The following is a 22,434-nucleotide window of genomic DNA, read 5'->3' as shown; positions in this document are numbered from 1 at the left end:
ATAGGACACGGGTAAATGGCTGAAGAAAATAATAATCAAGAAGAAAATAAAAAAACAACTACAGCTAAGCGTAGTACTACAAAAAAGCCTACTTCGGCAACTACTAAAAAAACAACAAGTACTACAAAAGCTAAAACTACAACAACTAGAGCAAAATCAAGTACTACAAAGACCACAGCTACTAAAAAAGCTACGGGGACCACAAAAACTAAAAGCGCTGCAACTAGAGCAAAATCAAGTGCTACTAAAACTACAGCTGCTAAAGCTAAAGGGAGTACAAAAACCACACCTGAATCAAGCACCACTACAGTCAAATCTATAACTGAAGATAAGATTTCTAAACCTGAACGAAATGCTTCTGGGTTAGCGAGTGATTTTTTGAAAAAGCAAGCTACAGGCAAAGTAGCAAATATCACTAGTAATAAAGCTGATTCAAATTTAACGAAAGAATCTTCTACTCAAATCAAAGATGAAAAAGAAGAACCAAAAGATAAATCTAAAATAGTCAAAGCAGACACCGATAAAACCATTACTATCATTGAACAGCCATCCAAAAGTAAACCTAAAACTCAACAAAAAGAATCAAAAATTATTAGCATTGATAGCGATGCTACTTTAACTGCTGGAACAAGCACAAACCTTTCAATAGGTAATAAAGATAAAAAACTTGCCTATCAAATGCTTGATGAGAAAAGAGTTTTGAATGATAGATTTCAACTAGAGGATATCATTGGTATTGGTGGTATGGGGATAGTATATCGAGCTACAGATATTATCCGTCAGCAGGTAAAACCAAACAACTGCTCTGTTGCTATCAAGGTACTTAGCCAAGATGTCAAAAAATATAAACAAGCATTTTTAGCTCTACAAAGAGAAGCTTACAAAGAACAACAATTATCTCATCCTAATGTTATTAAAGTATATGATTTCAATAGATGCGATGATGCTGTATATAAGGTTATGGAGCTAATCGATGGTATTCACCTTAAAGAATGGATGAAAGAAGCTCGCAATAGCGGAAAAGCAAAACCTAATTGTGAAAACTACATCAAACAAGTCAAACATATTATAAATGAGGTAGCTAAGGGACTAGAGTATGTACATAATCAAGGTATTGTACACTCTGATCTTAAACCATCTAATATTTTTGTGCTAGAAAATGGCGATATTAAGATTTTTGATTTTGGTATTGCAAGAACAATAAAAACAACAAATTTTAATCAAAAAGATCCTGATGCTTCTATTTTTGATCCAACAACATTTGCCGCATTCACTCCTAAATATGCTAGTTATGAAATGCTAACTAGACAAGCACCCTCTCCTGCTGATGATGTGTATGCACTAGGGTGTATCATGTATGAAATGCTTACAGGACATCACCCGTATAATGGCAAAAATGCCAAAGATGCTTTAGAACTAGAGATGTCCCCAGAGAAGCCAAATGATATTGATAGCGATCTGCAAGATTTAGTTATGTCTATGCTTGAACTTAAAAAAGAAGATCGTATACAAAACATGACAGATATTTTAGATAAGCTTAATCAACAATATCTACCTAGTATTGAGAAACAGAACCATTATGACACATCATATACTGTTGATACGAATTCTCTAATTATAAACAAGCCTTTTATCTTAACTATTTCATTATTATTAGGGGTCGCTAACTTATATGGATTAAGCACATGGTTTAAACCTAAAAGTGAAACTTATGTTATTACTGACCCAGTAGAAGTAAAAGAAGCAGTTGCTGAAAATACTACTGAAAGTAGGCAAATAATAGGTACAACACCTGGGTGTGAAAGTATAATTTCCTCAGTAGACCCTAATGGTGAAAAATGTCTACTATCTCTAAAGACCGATAATGGCAACGTTTACAGACTTAATATGTTAGTTTTTAGTGGAGAAGATGGAAACTATGCAATATCAAAAGATCCATTGAACAATATTAGTGTATCCTCTTTAGGAGAGCATCTAACAACTGAGGAGCAAGAAAATCCTCTAGCTGTACATAAATTCACAAAACAAAGCTTACAAACATTCTATATACGTACAGTTTCTTTATATGGTAATTTAGGTTTAGCGACACCTAAGCAAATTGTATCACTTTCTAATAATGGTCAAAAAATATGTGATAACTCAGCATCTTCTCCTAATAGTTTAGACTTTTTGGGTAGGGACTATGGAGAGGCTGTTATCAAGGGAGGGAGTAGCTTTGATGTATTATCTGTTACTAAAGACTGTAATATCAAGTCAACTCCTCTAACAGATTATAATGGTAAAAATATTATTACAAGACTGGTTTGGAAGCCAACAAGATAAAAGGTAAAATTATGACAACGAAACAAAGAATGAAAATGACTTATCTGTTATATATTTTTAGTGTATTTTTTATCCCTTTAATGGCTTTTGTACTATTTTTTGCAAATAAAGAAAGAAAACAGCAACCAAAAAAATGGTTAAAAACTCACTGTAATACTCTAATAAGATATACATTACTAAATCTTGCTTGGATAGTTACAACCATACTAATTGTTTATATCGCTAGTTTAATCGGGGGCAAAATATACACATTCTTCTTATTACTTAGCTGGGTTGGTATGATATGGTTATGGGCTTTTAATCTAGACCAGTACTTCACACTTGTTGTGGCATTTTTAGTTGAAAGAGAACTTGGTACTCCTAGATATTTCACTGAAATGAAAGTTCTTGCAAAGCTTATGTACAAATCAATAGTAGAGAAATTTCAAAGAAGAAAAATTAAAAGATTATAACTTTACTTTTTGAATATAGTATATAAAAGGTTGTAAAAATCATGAGTATCCAAAGACATTTAACTTTAAGTATAGATGATCAAAAACTAGAGCTAGAAGTAGCTAGCTTTGAGTATCTAGGTAAAATCAATAATGGCTATGATGTAGAGTTTATAGCATATACTGACGAAAACATTCAGAGCTTCATAGGTTGTCGCTTTGATTTTAGTTACTCAGGTGTTGCTATCACCGGTGGCTCTATACGAGGATATGTTAAAGAGGCTATTTTGGGCTATGACTCAAAACAAGCTCGTCAGATGTATAGAATTATCTGTAGAAGTGTTGTTGGTTTTCTTAAAGATTACTATCTAAAGAAAATGTTTAGTGAATCTTCAAATCAAGCAATAATTACAAATATGTTAGAAACTCTATGTAGTACTCAAGCTGACTTCATAGGGTTATTTAATTCTCTAGAAATACAACAAAATAGTAGCCAACTATTAAATGGTAATGCTTTTGAATTTTTTAATTATCAATTCAATAACTATGGTTTTTATATAGCTAATGACAAATTTTTAGATAGAGATGTTGTTGATATATATAGCCAGCCTAATGATTTGACAGGAATGAGTGGTAGCTATAATGTAACTAAATCAGCTAATCAAACTGCTATAAATCAAGTCAAAAGCTTCAAAAAACATACATATAAACATTTACCAGATCTAGATATACTTGGTTATGATATAGATCTTGGACAAGATGCAACAATCGCAGATTCTCCTTTTGCAATCACTGAAGAAAATGCTGCTAGAATTTTTTATGATAATAATTTCAAACAAAACGATGCCAAAGAACTAACCAAACGTATTAATCTTAGTATTAATAGTTTGAATGGACTAAGTCAGCTAACTCTTGAAAATATAGTACATCGAGAAGGAGATATCATTGAGCTAACTAGTGGTGTAGAAACCAAAAGATATTGGGTATATAGCTCTCATATCAGAGCAAATGTTGAAGAAACCAAACATTGGGCTATAGAGACTCATCTAAATATTTTGGAATTAACAGACAATCCTTGGTACCCTCCTCTAGCAGCTAAACCACTAACTAAGGTTGTGGAAGGCTTTAAATACAATAGTCAACAAGGACTAGGAAAATATAATAAATTACCCATAAAATCCGATATACCTTTTAATCAAGATAAAGATCTTAGCCATACTAGAAATGTAAGCTTGAGTAGTTCAAAAACTGGTGGTGTATATAGTAGTCCACAAAGTGATAGTAGACTGGTATTAGCAACTAGTGATAATAATCGTGAATATGTAAGTTTAGGATTTAGCAGTGATGCTACAGCAGATGAACATGTAAGTAGTAAGAATATCCAAGATAGTGGTATATATAGTGCAGGTAATGTTGGACTAGGTTTCACACGGACTAGAGCTGGGCAAGATTACTCCAAAGTTAGCTTATATGGTCAAAGCTCAGAGGGCAAAGTTAGTGAGTTAGGTTTGGGTGGAGAGAATACTACTAGTCATAATGATGACTTTACTCGAAATACTTTCTCAAATGATTACCCTAACCTTGAAGGAATTATCAAGCGTAGTGTAAATAGTGCTATAGATATAGCAGCTGGAGATATAGCCTTAAACTATGGCGATATAGAGAATATAACTGTAGATAAGAGAACTACTTCAGATAAAGCTACAGATCATTATAGACACACTATAAATAGTGATAATTATCTGCATAGATATTTCATCAAAAATTTCAGTGAAAATAAATCAGCTACTAATGCTGTAGATACTAATTTTATTACAGATTTTAAGCTTAATACTGCAAAGATTAATGATAATTATCAAACTACAGTTATTTGGGCTACAGAGAGACCAACTGAAAACAAAATAGAGCTAGATGGCCAACAAGAAAAATTAACAAAACAATACTATAGCTTTGAAAAAAAGCAAAATAACTATAATTTTAAGATTACACTTGATAATCAAACTCAGCTAATAGCACAAGGATCAAATCTTGATGAAAATATCAAAAGTATAAGTATCCAAGCAGAACCTCTTAGCAAAACAAAAACTTATGGTTTAGTAGTTGGTTGGAGTATATTTGGCAAAGGTAGTTTAGAGATATCTGGAAATAGTGTTGAGATATCCAAGCAGCGAGTTTTTGTTGAATTAAAAGATGCTGAACCTTTGGTATTTAAATTCAACATAAATGGTAATACTAGCACACTGACTGTACAACTATGTCAGCTCAAGGCTATCAAATCTGACTTGACTCCCCTACCCGATGCTGATGAAATCATAACTGCTGATGATAGTGGTATCAATTATCAATCAAATCTAGAACAACATATAGTCTATACAGATAAGCTAGTAGCTAGTGATGATAATCCTGAGACAGATATCCTAACATGGCATGATAACTACACATCGCAGAATTATAATAATACCAATTCTTCAAAGCTAGTAGGTCAATATCAAGCTAATAAATTAGCTCAAGCTAAGAGCTACCATACAGATAGCCTAGCTAAAGCCGAAGATATATCTACTGATGCAATCTACAAGCGAGATCATCAAGGTAATCTAAGTGTCATTCATAATGCTAAGTTTGAAGAAACTAAAAAACTAAGTGATCGCTATGAAATCAAAAATATAGCCGAGAATGAAATAAAAAAACATACAGAAACCATACAACTAGAAGACTATACCAAAAAAACAGAGACTAATATCAAAGGCGATATAACTATGCAGTCAAACAAAGCAACTAGAAGTTATGCAGAATATAGTTTGACTGGGCTACAAGGTATGAATTGGGAAATAGAAAAACTAGAGTTAAATGCAAAAGAATCTAAGATAACTGCTAAAGAATATAATATTGGTGAGCAAGACGATGGACAATAGTAAATTTACTGATATATCAGATAAGAAATTTTTGACATCAACTATGAATTTTTACAATAACTGTAAAAGTCCTGATGTAAAAAAAATGGATGATTTGGATGATCTTGTTAATAGTCTAGTAGCAGATGCTGAAGCAGGAGCTGATGGAGGTCTTAGAAAATCAGACTTAAAAGATGGTTTGCAACATCTACTAGTAACACCAAGATGGCGTAAGAACACTCCTAATAATACACCAAAAGCAAATAGTACAAGCAATATAGCAGTATTAAGTAGACTATCTACAGGGCAACAAGAATATATACTAAGAGAGATAACTAATCTATATATACCTGACTCCGCAGATCAAGATAAGCAAGTCCAATTGCCAACAGACTATAGTAATTTAGATCAGTTAATCAATAACGGCATACAAACCAAACAAAAGGCTATCCAAGCAGAGATTGATGCTAAAAATTATCAATTAAAAATTACTGATAGTTTAGCTGCTGGAGAATTTCAGTATTTAGCAAGCACTACACCTGAATATCAAAAAATAAAAGATGAAATAAAAAATTTAGAAGATAAGTTAAAAGAACAACAGCAAAAAAATGCTACTCTTAAAAAACATTTACAAGATGAGATTATAAAAGACCTACAACCTATAAATGCTGAAACTATGGCAGAGGGATATGTTTATATCTTCTTGCAAGACAGCAAGGTTGAAGGTTATGCGGAATTATCTTTGTACAAAGAATATAAATCTAGTATCACTAATGATAATACATTCTATGCAGAGGTTGATATATCAGAGTATAAAGACTGTGACTATCGTGTAGCAGATGCAGATAGTGCCAAAGCTCAGATTCCCCTACCAGCGTGTTATGCAAAAGATCAAGCAACTTATAAGCTACAAAAAGTAGTTGTACTATTTAGTACTGTACAATTATCATCTGCTAGATTAGCCAAAATAGAAAGCGATAGTAAACTACAAACCCAACATGCCAAGACTCTAAATAGCTCTAATCTCAAAGATAGCTTTGATATGAGTCTAGTAGAGAATATCTCTCATGCCAAAGCTAAAGCTCGTGATATCAAATATAACTATCAAGATAATGGTGCAACTCAAACACAGTGGACAGAGCTAGAAGTTTACCCTATATACAACTATAACCGTAAAACTATAGGTTGGAATCTGCTATTAGATAATCCTCTTGGAGTGATGAATAATAATAACTTCGCTATAGACTGGTTACAAACTCAACTAAGTAATGTTTGTGTCCAAATCCAAGCTGATAACTATGGCAAAAGCTCTATTTTGATAGCAAATTTCCTATTTAATCCGCAAGCTAGTGGTTTAATTAGTGTTGATATGGACGATATGGATTATGATGATAATACTAACCCTTTGAGTCCATACAACAAAACTTTTAGATTCTCTAATACTGATGTAGAAGCACAATATAGATCTAAAGTACCGCAGTGGGAGGCATACAATGCTAAGCTTAAAGAGATTGAGCGTACCAAAAGTACTATTGATTTAGATCGCTTAAAATACAACCTTAGATCCAAAGCACGTGAGCTAATGCGTAATCTGATGGAAGCATTTCAAAAGCAAGGATTAGACTGGGTAGATCCTAATGATAGCCTGATAGAGTGCTGGCGAGATATATTCAGTCAAGGAGCGTATGGCTATAGTAGTAGTTTTGAAAAATGGTTTGATACTGTCAATCATCTTAGTTTAGATCCAAAAGATACTGATAGCTTGTATGATGTAATTAGTAATAGACCTGTTGATACTATAAGAATCAAACATGATTCTAAAGGTCAGATGGTTTCTACAAATAGTAAAGATTCTTATATATATACATTAGAGGGCTATACACTGACAACTTATGAGTATCATATCTATTATTATAAAAAAACTGTCAAAACTTATGATGAGAAACTCAATCTCAAAGGAGATCCTGAAGTTACTTATGTACAAAAGGATAATCCTAAGACAGTAATTGCAGATATAGGTGCTTATGCAAAAGGCAAAGCTCCAGACGGTTTGAAATATATTACTAGAGCATTGAAGCCTAATGATTGTGCCTCTGATGATATAATCCGCACATGGGTAGCCAACAGCGTATCACAAATTACAGGTACAGATTTAAACACCTTCTTAGAGGGAGGTAAACCAGAGGTATCTGAACTACTAATACCAAGTGATACTGTACCAGCTGATAAATCTCAAGGTCTTTATGATGCTAAGAAACTAGCTCTAAGTAATAGTGTTGAACTAATACTATCTCAGGCTAAAGATACTCCTGTACCTAGAAACCAGTTTAATGAAGCCGTGATGAAATACTCTGAAGAGTATATGAAAAAAGGTGCTAAAAAAATAGCTGGGGAAACTAGTGTTACTACTTATGAACTAGTTGATAGTATTATCAAGGGTAAAGATATCCCTTCTGCTACTATTAGCCTTATCACAGATGAAAAAGTAGAAACTGCTATAACTAGCTTTATAAACAAAGTACATATCAGATATGCTAATAATGAGTTTACAAGGAATATCCTTAGTGACAAAGCACTAAAAGATAAGTTCACACAGATGGTAGAAGATAGCTTTGAGGTGAAGAACTTCTTTGGTGCACCGAATGGTAAATCTATCACTAGAATATTACTAAGTAGTAAATTTGATACAAATGTTAGTATAGCTCAAGAAGTTAGCCCACTATTAGCTAAAGCTGCTAGTGAGAGAAATATAGCTGTAGAGACTAGATATTATAAAGGAGAGACTCACTACTTCGTAGAGGAAAACTCTTATAGAGAGTTTCAACAGCAAGTACATACTGAGACTGATGATTATCTCAAGAAGCTAGATGAGCAAAATAAACTAAAAACTAAAAATCTAATAGATAAAAAGCAATATGAAGAGCTGAAAAATACATCTATTGGTAGTTTAAGATTTAAGTTTGTAAAAGGAATTATGGAGAGTTGTTATGGTACATATAGTGCTATTGATGAGCTAAATGAAAAGTTACAAAAACTACAGCAAACAGAAGGTGTAGATAATGCTATAGTATGTTTGGGATTGTATAAGCAGGTATTTGATATACAAAAAAACTGTGTTGAGATAGTTAACAAATGGAATAATCACAAGCTGAGTATGATGCTAAAAGTAGTACCATGCACAGAGCTATTTGGCAGTATAGAGACAGAGACTACCAAAAAGATAGATAACTTAATGACTAAGAAAAAAGATATTAGTCAACTACTCAAGATGAATGATGTAGTAACTGGGACATTAGGGCTAGGTATAAGCACCCTACAGCTGATACAAAGTGTTCGAAGCCTTGCTGAGAGTATGAACCAAAATGATGAGCATATTATACGGGCTGATATGGCTAACTTTATAAATGCTGGTGCTACTACTGTGTCTTCTGCTAAAGCTATCGCTGATACGCTTAAAGATCAAGCTCGAGAAAAGCTAAAAGACATGGCTATTGAAAGCCGTGCTAAGAAGAATTTGGCTAAGCAAAGTGGTAATCTTTTAGAACAAGGTGCTAAGCAAGGTCTAAAAAATGGTGCTGAAGTTGTGGCTAAAGAAACTTTTAAAGAAACTGCTATTTTAGGACTGAAAAGATTTGGTATAGAAGCCGTAGCTTTTTTAAGTATTCCATACTTAGGAGAGATATTACTTGTTATTGATATCGCCACTACCTTGTGGGCAGCTTGGGAAGAGGCTCATAAAGATAATATTTATCAACAATGGGTGAAACTATCTAATCTATATCCATAGTCAATTCCCCTTCGAGTGTCGAAAGGGTGGCAGTCATTAGACTGACGGGGTAGTACTTTAAAAAATAAAACAAATTGTCATACTACGGCTTGACCGTAGTATCTAAAAAAAGGAAAATAAAATGAAACTAAAAAATAAACTATTACTATCAACTTTATTAATAGGTATATCAACTTGTTCTTTTGCAAATCTTGAAGACTGTTACAAAACAGGTATTAATGGAGATTATGATGGCGCTATAGAAAAATGTAAGCCATATGCAAAAAAAGATTTCTTAGCAACTGTTATGATTGGTTCTGCTAATGTAGTTCAAAAGAACTATAATGATGGCTTATCTGATTTAAATTGGGCTATTGATTATTCTAAATCTAACAAGCTATCAGAAGAAGAAAAATATAAATCATTATCTGGGGCTTATGCTACAGCAGGTAACATCTACTACTTTGGACAAGCTGGCAAAGCAGATAAAACTAAAGGACTAGAATATATAACTAAAGCTGCTAATTTGGGTAATGATTATGCCCAATATCAATTAGGAGAAGTATATCAAAGCGGAGAAAATGGAACTGTAACAAGAGATATATCTACAGCTTATAAATGGACTGAAACTGCAATAGCTAATGGTAGTCAAGATGCTAAGGATAGTTTTCTAAATGTTAATTTAGATGGTTTTACAAAACAAGTTCCATACTGTATAGCAATGGGCGAACAACTAGTAGCAGAAGCATATATGGATGGCTCTGCTGGATTACCTAAAGATAACTCAAAAGCTAAAGAGTATCTAAATCAAGCTATAGCACTATATCAAGATAATAAACCTACAGCTGAAAACACTAAATACTGCCCTACTGGTGCTGATAAACTAAACTTAGAATCTGCTAAGAAAGAGTTGGATAGTTTGTAGATTTCAAAAAAGTACTACCCCGTCAGTCTAATATCTGCCACCCCTTCAACACTTGAAGGGGAATTGTAGCAAAGTAATGTTTTATGAAGGTGAGTCATGGGCCAGCTAATATCTGAAATAAACTCTTTAATTGAGCTAACAAATAATATTAAAACACAATCTATTATTGTCATAGTAATAATCATAATATCAGTATTTTTATATAAACACTTTAGAAACCCTTTTTCAAAAGAAAATAGAATATATAAAAAACTTGAAAGATTAAATAACCTATCTACAAACATAGCTAATAACCCTAATACTTTTTCCAAAAAAACAATTGAATTAAAATTATTGCTTTCAGCTGGTCAGCTATTATATTCAAATTTCAAAATCACTATATATAATCACTATGAAACTAATTTGCTATTTAAAGCCCTTGAGGTTTTAAAACCTTTTGAAATCAAAATACTTGGTTCGTCCGGAATACTCCATTTTGAAAAAGATAAAATTCTTATCAAGAAAGGGCAAGCTTCTAAGTACAACAAGTTTTTGAAAAAATTAGACTTTTATACGCTTTTTTAATGATACTTTTTTTATTTATTGGTTATTTACTTTTAATGTTTTTTGAAAAAAATTACTTTATGATATTTTTAGTATCTTTTTAATGATAATAGGAATTCTTTTTGAGGTTCTTGCTCTGAATATAGCAGATAAAATTGTAAGAAAAAGAGCCTATAAAAATATATTAAAAAAGATCAAAAAAAGTGAATATATCTTTTAAAATAATTAGCTAATATTAATATTCAAAAATTGATTAATCATTTCTATCAGTATAAATTAAAACTATGAACATTTATTTGTAGTGAAAGATTTTTTATGACTGAAAAACACTACTTGGGCTACATTAAATTTATTCAACAAGTTATTTTTCTTTATTATTTAAACACCTTCTTAGAGGGAGGTAAACCAGAGGTATCTGAACTACTAATACCAAGTGATACTGTACCAGCTGATAAATCTCAAGGTCTTTATGATGCTAAGAAACTAGCTCTAAGTAATAGTGTTGAACTAATACTATCTCAGGCTAAAGATACTCCTGTACCTAGAAACCAGTTTAATGAAGCCGTGATGAAATACTCTGAAGAGTATATGAAAAAAGGTGCTAAAAAAATAGCTGGGGAAACTAGTGTTACTACTTATGAACTAGTTGATAGTATTATCAAGGGTAAAGATATCCCTTCTGCTACTATTAGCCTTATCACAGATGAAAAAGTAGAAACTGCTATAACTAGCTTTATAAACAAAGTACATATCAGATATGCTAATAATGAGTTTACAAGGAATATCCTTAGTGACAAAGCACTAAAAGATAAGTTCACACAGATGGTAGAAGATAGCTTTGAGGTGAAGAACTTCTTTGGTGCACCGAATGGTAAATCTATCACTAGAATATTACTAAGTAGTAAATTTGATACAAATGTTAGTATAGCTCAAGAAGTTAGCCCACTATTAGCTAAAGCTGCTAGTGAGAGAAATATAGCTGTAGAGACTAGATATTATAAAGGAGAGACTCACTACTTCGTAGAGGAAAACTCTTATAGAGAGTTTCAACAGCAAGTACATACTGAGACTGATGATTATCTCAAGAAGCTAGATGAGCAAAATAAACTAAAAACTAAAAATCTAATAGATAAAAAGCAATATGAAGAGCTGAAAAATACATCTATTGGTAGTTTAAGATTTAAGTTTGTAAAAGGAATTATGGAGAGTTGTTATGGTACATATAGTGCTATTGATGAGCTAAATGAAAAGTTACAAAAACTACAGCAAACAGAAGGTGTAGATAATGCTATAGTATGTTTGGGATTGTATAAGCAGGTATTTGATATACAAAAAAACTGTGTTGAGATAGTTAACAAATGGAATAATCACAAGCTGAGTATGATGCTAAAAGTAGTACCATGCACAGAGCTATTTGGCAGTATAGAGACAGAGACTACCAAAAAGATAGATAACTTAATGACTAAGAAAAAAGATATTAGTCAACTACTCAAGATGAATGATGTAGTAACTGGGACATTAGGGCTAGGTATAAGCACCCTACAGCTGATACAAAGTGTTCGAAGCCTTGCTGAGAGTATGAACCAAAATGATGAGCATATTATACGGGCTGATATGGCTAACTTTATAAATGCTGGTGCTACTACTGTGTCTTCTGCTAAAGCTATCGCTGATACGCTTAAAGATCAAGCTCGAGAAAAGCTAAAAGACATAGCTATTGAAAATCGTGCTAAGAAGAATTTGGCTAAGCAAGGTGGCGAGGCTTTTGCAAAAGGAGCTGCAAATGTAGCTGAAAAAACAGGCACTAAAGCTGTAACAGAGAAGTTAGTGGCTAAAGGTGCTATTGCCGGTATAGAAAGAGTAATAGGTGGAGCTGCTGCTTTCTTAGCAATTCCTTATTTGGGTGAGTATTAGTAATAGATATTGCTACTACCTTATGGGCTGCTTGGGAAGAAGCCCATAAAGATAATATATACCAGCAATGGGTAAAATTATCTAATCTATATCCATAGTCAATTCCCCTTCGAGTGTCGAAGAGGTGGCAGTCGTTAGACTGACGGAGTAGTACTTAAAAAATAAAACAAATTATCATACTACGGCTTGACCGTATATCCAGAAAAGGAAAACATAAAATGAAACTAAAAAATAAACTATTACTATCAACTATTTTGTTAGGCTTATCTGCAAATTTATATGCTAGTGTTGAGGAGTGTTATAAAGCGGGTCTAAATAAAGAATATAAAGAAGCTATTGAATTATGTAAGCCTTATGCAGAAAATAAAGATTATCCTGAAGCTAGCGGAGTTCTTGCAGGAAGTTATGCCCAAGAAGAAGATTATAAGAACGCTCTAAAATATTCTTTATGGCTTAGTAACTATTATGGTAATCATAAACCTGAATCCACTAATGAACGTGAAACATATACTTTAACCTTAACTACAGTAGGCAATATTTATTACTTTGGACAAGCAGGCAAAGCGAATAAAACTAAAGGATTAGAATATATAACTAAAGCCGCTAATTTGGGTAATGCTTTTGCTGAAAAACAGTTAGGTGGTATGTATGTAAGCGGTCAAAATGGAGATCTTAAACAAGATTTTGCAACTGGTTATAAATGGACAGAAATAGCCATAGCTAATGGTAATGAAGAAGCTAGGAGTAGCTATCTAATGACTAATTTTGATGTCTTTGAAAAAGAATATCCTTACTGTTTAGCTATGGGCGAACAGCTAGTAGCACAGGCATATATAGATGGTTCTGCTGGATTACCTAAAGATAATTCAAAAGCTAAAGAATATCTAAATCAAGCTATAGCACTATACCAAGATAACAAACCTACAGCTGAAAACACTAAATACTGCCCTACCGGTGCTGATAAACTAAACTTAGAATCTGCTAAGAAAGAGTTGGATAGTTTGTAGATTTCAAAAAAGTACTACCCCGTCAGTCTAATGACTGCCACCCCTTCAACACTTGAAGGGGAATTTGTAGCAATAAAATTTTTTAATATTTATTCTTATTAACTCGAGTAAAAGAATATTAATCAAGGATTTTAAAATTAGTACTAATACGGTAATATTTTATTAGAAAACAAATATAAGTTTGTATTTAGTTCTATTATTTTTAGAATTACATTTAGTCTTAGATAGGAAGTTAATATGGCAAAATTTGACAATTCGGAGCAACAATTAGAAACATGTATGACTATATTTAATCCATTGGATATAAATATAGATATTAACAATGATGCTAAAGTTGATAAGCAAATGAATAAAGCTCCAAATACTCCTTCTGAGAAAATATGGGACTCTGCTATAGATAATACTTTCTACACAGAAAAAACAACTGAAATAACAGTAAGTCTTGAATGTCCTAAATTTGCTGAAGATCCTAAGAATATAGAAGTTATATTTGATGTGTATGCTGTAGATAGTACAACTATATTAAATTCAAAAGTTGATTTTAGTTATAGAATACCTATAGACACTAAACAAATAGAAAGTTTAGGGGCTGGTGGGGATACTTTACTTAAAAGTATAACAAGAGATAATTTAGTAACTGTATATAGTAAAGTAAATAGCTATTTACAAAATAAGATACAGAGTAAATTTCATTATGATATGACACAAAAGTCATTAAAAAATACTATATCAAAGGAGTTAGGTACTGTAAAACTATACGCCCTCGCCTATATAGTTATTGATAACAAAATCAAGAAAGGCGATGAAGAAGTAACTATTAAATCAACAAGACCTAATATAGCAATGCATAAATATAAACTTGATGAGCAAGCTAAGACTAACTATGATAATTTTATGCTAGAAACTGTAAAAAATAACATAGACAAAGAATTAAAAGATAAGGTTTATTTCTTTAAAACTTTTAAAGAAATCAAGGGGCTAAAAGTAGAAGATATCTTAAAGGATAACTTAGTAAACTCTAAACCTGTACCTAGACAAGAAGATAAGTTTTTTGTGAAAATTGGGTGATTTTATGCTTGAGTGTGTAAAAAAAGGCATTAAAAGTGAGTTAAAAGATAAAGCTTATTTCTTCAAAAAATATCAAGAAATAAACCTTATTAAAGAATTTAAAGGTCAAAATATACCTGCTCAAAATATATCTAAAAGCGAACTTAATATACTAGTTATTAGTTAGATCTTTCTCAGTTAGTGGTTTTATTTGAGCTTGGGAAGTCTTTTTAAGCTGATTATCATCAAATCCTTGAGGCAAATTTGCATACGCATATATTAGCTTCTCTAAAGTACAGTTTTGAATAGAACTATTAACGATAAAGTCAGTTGCTGTAAAATTAGCTTGTGCAAAATCACAATCAACAAGCTTACAGTTCGCAAGTATCCCAGTAGCGAAGTTATCTCCAGCACCCTCAACTCCAACCAAGTCCGTATCATGCATTTCTACTTGACTAAAATCATTATTTAGCATTTGCGAATTTTGAATCTCAACTTCCCTCCACTCACTATCACTGAAGTTACATTGTTGAATATTTTCATTATAAAGTAGAGACTTATATATACTATTACCATTAGCAAAGCCCACTTTTAACCATGAGTTATTATTTAGCTCTCCATTTTGGATCTGGCTTGCAAAAAATGTAACTTTTAAAAAGGAACTATCAGTTAATTTTGAAGAGTCTATCAACATCCCACTAAACTGACTTTTATTAAATACTGTCTTTGATATACTAGTTTTTAGTATATTGCCCTTATACCACATCTCTGAATTAAATTTAGATTGTATAATATTACAATTATGTAAGTCAGTAGTATGAAGCTGTGTACCACTAAAGCTACATTTAGTAAATGTGCAATCTTCAAAGACAATACTCTTAATAGTAGCTTTATCAAAATTAACATTATCAAATGTACAATTAGTAAATGCACTTTGACCTAATTCAGTAGACTCAAATTGACTATTTGTAAAACTACAATTTTTATATTTGCATCCTACTATTTTTGCATTATTAAATTTAGCAGCTGAAAAATTAGCTCCTGTATATTTATTAGATACGATTGCACAGTCTTGCGCATTTAGATTAGCAAAATCAGTATCTTGATGATCTATAGTATCTATAGTTTTTGCTTGCCAATCTTTATTTAATTTCTGAACTTTGTCTAATAATGAATCATACGCAGGCTTTGTCCATAATTTATCGTATACAAAGTTATTTATACTACATAACTCGACTGGATATTCTAATAGCTCATCGACCATATCAGGACCTAATGATACATTATATAAAGGAGGTTCTGCACCATAATCACCCTTATGATCTATCTCTTGTATAGATGGGATACTCTCGCAATAATCATCCAATGGTCGTTTTTCTTGTTCATTTGACATTATAGCATCCTCTAAATATTTTCATTTTGCATAGATTTTGGCAATAAATCAGTTTCTTTCAATCCAGTTTCACTAGGATTTGTAATTCTCTCATCTATATATTTTATATTCTCTGAAAGTAAATGCGGATTATTAGCATCATTAAGCTGTATCATAACCGTATCTAGTTCATCAGCTAAAACCATAGAATTTGTTTCAAATACAAATCTTGTAACGATTACCCCAGCTCCTAAATTTGGTAATAAGACCAAAGTATCAGTCTTTCCATCATATTCTTTGTATTTAGCATTATTATCTTTAGCAATGATATTTACCCTATAATCAGGAACCACCCCCATTATTTCCTTATTACCAAAGCCTATAAGCTTGTACTTGGTAGCAGGCTCTAGATTATCTAACCATTGATCTGGAGAACTCATCATAAAATATCTTTGATCCATAGATTTTGGAAAGGCAGGTATTGCAGCTATAGATTTTTGCTCACTTCTACTATATTTTCCTAAAAATGTTCGTCTAGAAGCACATAATACATGTTTTCCAGACAGTCCAGCCGGTTCAATATTTCTATCTATAGGAGTATTTACTTGATTAGATTTATATTCAAATATTGGTAACTCTTGAGACATTTTTTTGCCGAAATATCCTTGTCCAAATGGATTTTTAGAATATTCTGGACTTCCATAAGCTTTCGTATAACTCAATGGTACAATTTCTGTTGAATTTGATTTTTCAATCACATAGCTCATACCACTTTTTTTCCAAACTCTTTTCGGCTGTTGGATGATCTTTTTTGTATTATCGCCTACAGAGACTATTAGCTCTTTAGGAGCTTCTACTGCTGGTAAAACTGCATATACTAAATATTCTGGCTGAGGCTTATCATATCCCTCATCGTAACCCATCTTTTGGCTCTCTAGTAATTTGTTCAGCATTGTACTAAGACTGTTAATAGGTATCAAATTCTCAGAAGCTTCTAAATCAAAACCATAACTTACACTTACAACATGTTTGAATTTACCAGATTTACTATCATAATAAACATTAGGTTGAGCATGAGCATAACTTGATATATATTGTTGCATAATGCTATATTCCTTCTAAATATATTGTTTGAGGCTGCTCTTGGCTGGTAACCATCGTTGTCCAGCCTAAATAAACATTATCTGCAGATAATGTCATTGGGATATTTTTGGGTAAATGTAAAGATATCGAATATAAAATATGATGTGGCAATAAAAATTTTATAAGCTTATTTAAAAGAGCATTCTTACTTCCATTAGGAAGATACTCTTTTGCATCTTGTAAATATATATGAATCATACAGCTATTCTGGATATCAACAGTTTCGTTACCGAGCACAAATCCTCCATCAAAATCGCTATTTGCTTTGGATAATCTTGTTAAATTATTAGCCTTTAACTCTATAACTCTAGGTACAAAACTTTCTATATATACTCTGTCAAATTCAAAGAAATTTTCTATCAATTTTGCCGAATTATTAGAAGATATACGATTACCAAATAACAAAGGAGCACTATTCATAATACGATAAAAAACTTGTTTATCATCACTATACACTTGTAGAGCTAATCCAAGAATATTAGGCCAAATATCATTTATAATATTATTTCTAGCAAGTACATTTTTATAAAAACTCTCAGCTAAAAGCTCAACAAGCCTATTATTAAAAAAATTATAAAAATCATTTAACTCGTTACTGTCATTATTAACATCATGCACTATTTGCTCATGAAGATTTAGAGGTAATGGACTATTTACACTTTGTAATCCAAAAAAGTTTATATGAATTATAAGCTCAACAAACTCATCATCAGATACTTTCCAACTAATATCATCTATCTCTCTAGCTGCAAATGCTAAACTAGCATCACACTTATATCCAATTTTAATCTTATTATCATATTTCGAATTGATTGATAGAACTTTCTTTACAACAACTTCTAATGATTTATCAATATATATCTTTTTAAGTTGTTCTAATTCTATTAGTAATAAGTCATCTATGACAGACATGCTTGCCACTCCATGACTGAACCCTTTTCCATACCTATCATTCTCACACGATTATATGTATTCACATCAGCTAGATTACTATATATTTGGTTCAAAATTGATCCAAAAAGATATATATCTCCTTCATTTAAAAAACTTTGTTCGTTAATTATTATCTCAATAACATTTCCTCTAATAACTCGTCCTTTATAATATTCCTGCTCTATTTCTAAATTAATTTTATTAATAGCATTACATACTTTCTGAGTTAGTGATTTTTGCTGAGTTTTTCTATGTAATTGAATATCATTAAATAATATTATCAATTGTCTAAGAGTTTCTACTGTAGTTAATTTACCCAAACGCACAGAGAAGAAATTTATTAGTTGCCAAAGATTCCTATCAGAATAATCAGGAATAATAGGTGCTGTAACATGAGTGATATTTTTATATGTATAAGCTAACTTTTTAGTAGTAGAACTAATATTACCTTCTCCTAGTATCTCATGAGTATTTAAACAGAAGCTCTCCCCCTCTATCGATATATATGAGTTATCCAATACACTACTTTCAAAAGTTAGATTAAATTCGGGCTTACCATTTACAGCATTATTACTAATAAATTGTTTATATAGAGGCTTGTCATTGAAACTACTTTCAAAATCATTCCATAAAAATATTTCGTTTTTCTTAGCAGAATTTTTACTAAGACTACTTACTTTTGTAATCTTATTAATAGCTTTATTTTTATTATCATCTAACCTAATTTTATGATTCTTAGTCTTATTATTATAATGTATAGGTGAAATTGATGCTTTTTCTACATTTATAATAGGTGTTGTATACAGAGCAAAGTTTTTCATAGTCATTGGAATATACTCAATTCCATCTAGAGCTACTGTTATTCTCAATTTAAACTTATCAATATTTATTCGAGATCTAGAGATACCTTTCTTGACTAACTCAAGATTTATATAATTGAATAACTCTGGATAACGAAAATAATGAGTAATCAACCTAAAAATATCTGGCTGAGTTGATTCTACCCCTGCTTTTTCTAGTAAATCAACATCTGAGAAACTGGCATTATATCCTCCAATAAGATTATTATTAGAATCAAGTAACTCTAAGTTCATAACTTTTTTCTTCAATAAGTATGCTATTTGCAAACTAGTTGATTGATTGCCTAATATGTATATTGGTAGCTTTATTTCTTCAAAATCGAATAATGACATTTTATAATCAATGTCAAAATGTAACTCTATAATCTCCTTGTTATTATATATATCAGAGCTTACTTTAGTTAAATTAATTGGGTAAATATCAACATCTGCAAAAGTTCTAAAACTTAAATCTATTTCTTTATATTTTCCAGATATTATTTTACTTTTTGGAATCGTAAGTTTTTCTTCTTTGGGTTTATCATTTAATCCAAATTTTAAAACTGTAATTGAGGGATATGGCTGTAAAAATTTTGGCCATATCGTTTGTAAAATGTTTTGAGATAATTCAGGTACTCCATCATCAAGGCGCTTTTGAACTTTTGCAGTTAAAAATGCAAAAGCCTCTATCAACCTTTCAACATCTTGGTCTTGAGAATGATTTTCTAAAAAAGGAGCTATATTAGGAAAACTCTTAGCATACTCCTTTGCTGTATTTCTTATATGAATTAATTCTTTTTCATATACATCTTGAAAGCTCACTAACTACTCCTCACCATCACTCTTCCAGTATCTGTCATCACTGTTTGATATTCTATATAGTGTTTTTTATTTTGATACAGTACATATCCCTCTAATATAAAAAGTATTTGTCCTGGATTCTTTTTAGAATCTATAGTAGTTTTTATACTTTTAACTTGCATTCTTTTTTCATACTTATTAACTATCCTAATTATTTCTTTTTCTAACGCTGATAGCTCTTGATAAATATTATGGGTGATCCCATTAAAATCAGGTATCCCATATTCTAAATCAATTAAAGTAGCTCCCTGCTTTGTATTTAATAGCAACTCTAAATTAGTAGAAATTTGAGATAACAAGTCATTGAATCCAGCTTCGCTGTAAGAAAAATCTTGGGATTTAATACGATTAAATAAGCTCTTAGCATGCATAATCTCATCCCTGTTTTAATAAGTATTACTTTAAAGTTTAAATCAATTAACCCTTTTGTTCATCTAATCGACCAACTAGAGATAAAGTAACATCAGCACCTTGATATTTAAAGTGTGGTCTCACTAGAATCTTCACAGTATACCAACCAGCATTACCGGGAACATCACTAACTGTTACTTTAGCTTCTCTTAGTGGCTTTCTACTACGAATTTCTGCAGTAGGATTATCTTGATTTGCAACATATTGAGATAACCATTCATTTAACTCTCTAGAAAGATCTGTAGCATCTTTCCAACTACCTAGCTGTTCTCTTTGCATTACTTTAATGTAGTGAGCTATTCTAGATATGACAAACATATATGGTAGTTGTGTGCCTAATCTATAGTTTAGTTCCGCAGCTTTGCCTTCTTCAGAGATCCCAAAAGTTTTAACTTTCTGAACTGAATTTGCAGAGAAGAAAGCAGCATTATCACTACCTTTTCTATACGCTAAAGGAATAAAACCAAACTCTGACAATTCATATTCCGTACGATCAGAAATAAGAGTCTCTGTAGGAATCTTTGTTTCTATATCACCCATAGATTCGAAATTATGTATTGGAAGATCTTCTACCGCACCTCCACTTGTCGGACCAATAATATTTGGTGACCAGCGATACTTGGCAAAACTTTCTGTAATTCTACTAGCAAATGCAAAAGCTGTATTACCCCAGCTATAGTCATTATGTTCTTTAACTGTTTCTTTATAGTTAAAAGATTTTATAGGTCTTTCTTCAGGATCATACGGTTCTCTCAATAAAAACTTCGGCATTGTTAAGCCTACATACTTAGAGTCTTCAGTGTCTCTAAATGCATTCCACTTAATATATGCTTTCTGCTCAAATAACGATGTCAAATCTTTTATTGTTGATAACTCAGTAATATCATTTATACCAAACATTTTTGGTGAAACCGCTGCTATAAAAGGTGCATGTGATATAGAACCTACAGCAGCAGCATTCTGCAACAGCTTCACATCAGGAGTTGAATGTGAAAAATCATAATTAGCTATGATAGCCCCATATGGTTCACCACCAAATTGACCATATTCTTGAGTATATACTTTCTTATAAAACCCAGATTCGCTTATTTCAGCAGCATCTTCAAAATCGTCCATCAAATCTTGTTTTGAAAGGTTCATTAACTCAACACGAGTATTCTCTCTAAAATCAGTTCTATTGACTGTGAAATGTAAACCTCTCCAAGCAGATTCTAACTGTTGAAATTTTTCATTATGGACAATCTGATCAACTTGTTTGCTTAATTTTTCATCTATCTCCGCTATGAACTTATCAATTAATGAACGATCGATTTTTTCTTCCGCATCTTGATGTTTAACTATCTCACCTAGTAATGCCGTTAAACCCAATTTTGTTTCATCTATCTGTTCGCTATTGCTCTCATCATAAGAAACATCTTCTAATAAACTCTCTAACAAAGAACCTTCATGGCTATGTTGTGTAGACATTATTCTATCTCTCCTTTAAAAACTATAAAATATTACTTTTCAGTATTAGACTCTATTCCTAGTTCTTGACATAATTTATCTAATGACTCTTTATCTTTAACTAAGCTTTGTAGATTTCTTCTGAATTTTGGCACATTACCAAGAGGGCTCTTAAGAGCAACTAGAGCTTCTCTCAACTGCTTCAATTTTTTTAATTCATCAACTTGCTCAACAATCGAGTCAGGATTAAAATCTTTTATAGAATCGAATTTAAGTTTAATACCAAGTTCTGAATCTTTTTCATCTTCATTTATTTTATTTTCAACAGCCATATCTAGTGATAAATTATAGCTCTTCATAACATCATCAAAATTTAACTTATTTATATTTACAGCCTTTCTATCTTCTACAGGAGTATCATCCTCTTTTAAAGTAAAGTCACCAACAGCAAGAAGCTTTAGTGGAAGTTCTTTTTCTTCGACTTTATCACCATGACTACGGTATTTGATATTTATTCTTTCTTTTGGTGCAACACTACCTTCTTTTGATATCCCTTTTGCCATAAAACACTCCTTTCTAGTTA

General features: G+C 31.7%; 17 protein-coding genes. 10 read left to right on the top strand and 7 right to left on the bottom strand.

From position 1 onward, the window contains the following. Window positions 1–15: 15 nt before the first annotated feature. The 10 genes from F0R75_RS03535 (at window position 16) to F0R75_RS10135 (ending at window position 15,033) form a co-directional block, all read left to right on the top strand. On the top strand, window positions 16–2,322 hold the full coding sequence (locus tag F0R75_RS03535) for a serine/threonine-protein kinase (RefSeq protein WP_149368312.1): 2,307 nt from the start codon (window positions 16–18) through the stop codon (window positions 2,320–2,322). A gap of 11 nt (window positions 2,323–2,333) precedes the next feature. Beyond that, on the top strand, window positions 2,334–2,774 hold the full coding sequence (locus F0R75_RS03530) for a hypothetical protein (protein ID WP_146421447.1): 441 nt from the start codon (window positions 2,334–2,336) through the stop codon (window positions 2,772–2,774). A gap of 41 nt (window positions 2,775–2,815) precedes the next feature. After that, window positions 2,816–5,665, top strand: a complete 2,850-nt coding sequence (locus F0R75_RS03525) for a hypothetical protein (RefSeq protein ID WP_149368313.1) — start codon at window positions 2,816–2,818, stop codon at window positions 5,663–5,665. Next, window positions 5,655–9,431, top strand: a complete 3,777-nt coding sequence (locus F0R75_RS03520; RefSeq protein ID WP_149368314.1) for a hypothetical protein — start codon at window positions 5,655–5,657, stop codon at window positions 9,429–9,431. Before F0R75_RS03525 ends, F0R75_RS03520 begins: the two co-directional genes overlap by 11 nt. 121 nt (window positions 9,432–9,552) lie before the next feature. Then, window positions 9,553–10,335 carry a tetratricopeptide repeat protein gene (locus tag F0R75_RS03515; protein ID WP_149368315.1) on the top strand — a complete coding sequence of 261 codons (783 nt, stop codon included), beginning with the start codon at window positions 9,553–9,555 and terminating at the stop codon, window positions 10,333–10,335. A 96-nt stretch (window positions 10,336–10,431) separates the two neighbouring features. Further along, on the top strand, window positions 10,432–10,899 hold the full coding sequence (locus F0R75_RS03510) for a hypothetical protein (protein ID WP_149377203.1): 468 nt from the start codon (window positions 10,432–10,434) through the stop codon (window positions 10,897–10,899). A 294-nt stretch (window positions 10,900–11,193) separates the two neighbouring features. Beyond that, window positions 11,194–12,792, top strand: coding sequence for a hypothetical protein (locus tag F0R75_RS03505; protein WP_149368317.1), 1,599 nt, complete (start codon window positions 11,194–11,196; stop codon window positions 12,790–12,792). A gap of 218 nt (window positions 12,793–13,010) precedes the next feature. After that, entirely contained in the window at window positions 13,011–13,799 is a 789-nt protein-coding gene (locus F0R75_RS03500; protein WP_149368318.1) for an SEL1-like repeat protein, read from the top strand. 237 nt (window positions 13,800–14,036) lie between these two features. Continuing rightward, on the top strand, window positions 14,037–14,867 hold the full coding sequence (locus F0R75_RS03495; RefSeq protein ID WP_149368319.1) for a hypothetical protein: 831 nt from the start codon (window positions 14,037–14,039) through the stop codon (window positions 14,865–14,867). Between the two features lie 4 nt (window positions 14,868–14,871). Continuing rightward, complete coding sequence (locus F0R75_RS10135) at window positions 14,872–15,033, top strand: hypothetical protein (RefSeq protein ID WP_187986007.1); 162 nt, start codon at window positions 14,872–14,874, stop codon at window positions 15,031–15,033. On the opposite strand, the gene F0R75_RS03490 is transcribed toward F0R75_RS10135, so the two are convergent. From F0R75_RS03490 to tssB, 7 genes are read right to left on the bottom strand one after another with little or no spacing between them, the layout of a single operon-like run. Next, complete coding sequence (locus F0R75_RS03490; RefSeq protein ID WP_149368320.1) at window positions 15,019–16,239, bottom strand: pentapeptide repeat-containing protein; 1,221 nt, start codon at window positions 16,237–16,239, stop codon at window positions 15,019–15,021. The two genes, F0R75_RS10135 and F0R75_RS03490, sit on opposite strands and share 15 nt — an antisense overlap. A gap of 11 nt (window positions 16,240–16,250) precedes the next feature. Continuing rightward, window positions 16,251–17,321: a DUF2169 domain-containing protein gene (locus tag F0R75_RS03485; RefSeq protein WP_149368321.1), complete on the bottom strand. Its 1,071-nt coding sequence runs from the start codon at window positions 17,319–17,321 to the stop codon at window positions 16,251–16,253. Between the two features lie 4 nt (window positions 17,322–17,325). Then, window positions 17,326–18,273, bottom strand: coding sequence for a type VI secretion system baseplate subunit TssG (locus F0R75_RS03480; protein WP_149368322.1), 948 nt, complete (start codon window positions 18,271–18,273; stop codon window positions 17,326–17,328). After that, window positions 18,261–19,955 carry a type VI secretion system baseplate subunit TssF gene (gene tssF / locus F0R75_RS03475; protein ID WP_149368323.1) on the bottom strand — a complete coding sequence of 565 codons (1,695 nt, stop codon included), beginning with the start codon at window positions 19,953–19,955 and terminating at the stop codon, window positions 18,261–18,263. The genes F0R75_RS03480 and tssF overlap by 13 nt, the downstream gene beginning before the upstream one ends. Continuing rightward, complete coding sequence (gene tssE, locus F0R75_RS03470; RefSeq protein WP_035735910.1) at window positions 19,955–20,365, bottom strand: type VI secretion system baseplate subunit TssE; 411 nt, start codon at window positions 20,363–20,365, stop codon at window positions 19,955–19,957. Before tssE ends, tssF begins: the two co-directional genes overlap by 1 nt. A gap of 46 nt (window positions 20,366–20,411) precedes the next feature. Further along, entirely contained in the window at window positions 20,412–21,872 is a 1,461-nt protein-coding gene (gene tssC, locus F0R75_RS03465) for a type VI secretion system contractile sheath large subunit (protein ID WP_146421460.1), read from the bottom strand. A 32-nt stretch (window positions 21,873–21,904) separates the two neighbouring features. Next, the gene (gene tssB / locus F0R75_RS03460) at window positions 21,905–22,414 is read right to left on the bottom strand and encodes a type VI secretion system contractile sheath small subunit (RefSeq protein ID WP_218961589.1); all 510 of its coding nucleotides are present in this window, start codon (window positions 22,412–22,414) and stop codon (window positions 21,905–21,907) included. Window positions 22,415–22,434 lie beyond the last annotated feature (20 nt).

The sequence above is a fragment of the Francisella marina genome, from assembly GCF_008369785.1.
Classification (GTDB): Bacteria; Pseudomonadota; Gammaproteobacteria; order Francisellales; family Francisellaceae; genus Francisella; species Francisella salimarina.
This window is presented reverse-complemented; position numbering and strand designations above follow the sequence as displayed.

Excerpts from the sequence above, each read along its gene's own strand:
- F0R75_RS03535 (WP_149368312.1), top strand. The coding sequence starts at position 16 with ATGGCTGAAGAAAATAATAATCAAGAAGAAAATAAAAAAACAACTACA.
- F0R75_RS03530 (WP_146421447.1), top strand. The coding sequence starts at position 2,334 with ATGACAACGAAACAAAGAATGAAAATGACTTATCTGTTATATATTTTT.
- F0R75_RS03525 (WP_149368313.1), top strand. The coding sequence starts at position 2,816 with ATGAGTATCCAAAGACATTTAACTTTAAGTATAGATGATCAAAAACTA.
- F0R75_RS03520 (WP_149368314.1), top strand. The coding sequence starts at position 5,655 with ATGGACAATAGTAAATTTACTGATATATCAGATAAGAAATTTTTGACA.
- F0R75_RS03515 (WP_149368315.1), top strand. The coding sequence starts at position 9,553 with ATGAAACTAAAAAATAAACTATTACTATCAACTTTATTAATAGGTATA.
- F0R75_RS03510 (WP_149377203.1), top strand. The coding sequence starts at position 10,432 with ATGGGCCAGCTAATATCTGAAATAAACTCTTTAATTGAGCTAACAAAT.
- F0R75_RS03505 (WP_149368317.1), top strand. The coding sequence starts at position 11,194 with ATGACTGAAAAACACTACTTGGGCTACATTAAATTTATTCAACAAGTT.
- F0R75_RS03500 (WP_149368318.1), top strand. The coding sequence starts at position 13,011 with ATGAAACTAAAAAATAAACTATTACTATCAACTATTTTGTTAGGCTTA.
- F0R75_RS03495 (WP_149368319.1), top strand. The coding sequence starts at position 14,037 with ATGGCAAAATTTGACAATTCGGAGCAACAATTAGAAACATGTATGACT.
- F0R75_RS10135 (WP_187986007.1), top strand. The coding sequence starts at position 14,872 with ATGCTTGAGTGTGTAAAAAAAGGCATTAAAAGTGAGTTAAAAGATAAA.
- F0R75_RS03490 (WP_149368320.1), bottom strand. The coding sequence starts at position 16,239 with ATGTCAAATGAACAAGAAAAACGACCATTGGATGATTATTGCGAGAGT.
- F0R75_RS03485 (WP_149368321.1), bottom strand. The coding sequence starts at position 17,321 with ATGCAACAATATATATCAAGTTATGCTCATGCTCAACCTAATGTTTAT.
- F0R75_RS03480 (WP_149368322.1), bottom strand. The coding sequence starts at position 18,273 with ATGTCTGTCATAGATGACTTATTACTAATAGAATTAGAACAACTTAAA.
- tssE (WP_035735910.1), bottom strand. The coding sequence starts at position 20,365 with ATGCATGCTAAGAGCTTATTTAATCGTATTAAATCCCAAGATTTTTCT.
- tssC (WP_146421460.1), bottom strand. The coding sequence starts at position 21,872 with ATGTCTACACAACATAGCCATGAAGGTTCTTTGTTAGAGAGTTTATTA.
- tssB (WP_218961589.1), bottom strand. The coding sequence starts at position 22,414 with ATGGCAAAAGGGATATCAAAAGAAGGTAGTGTTGCACCAAAAGAAAGA.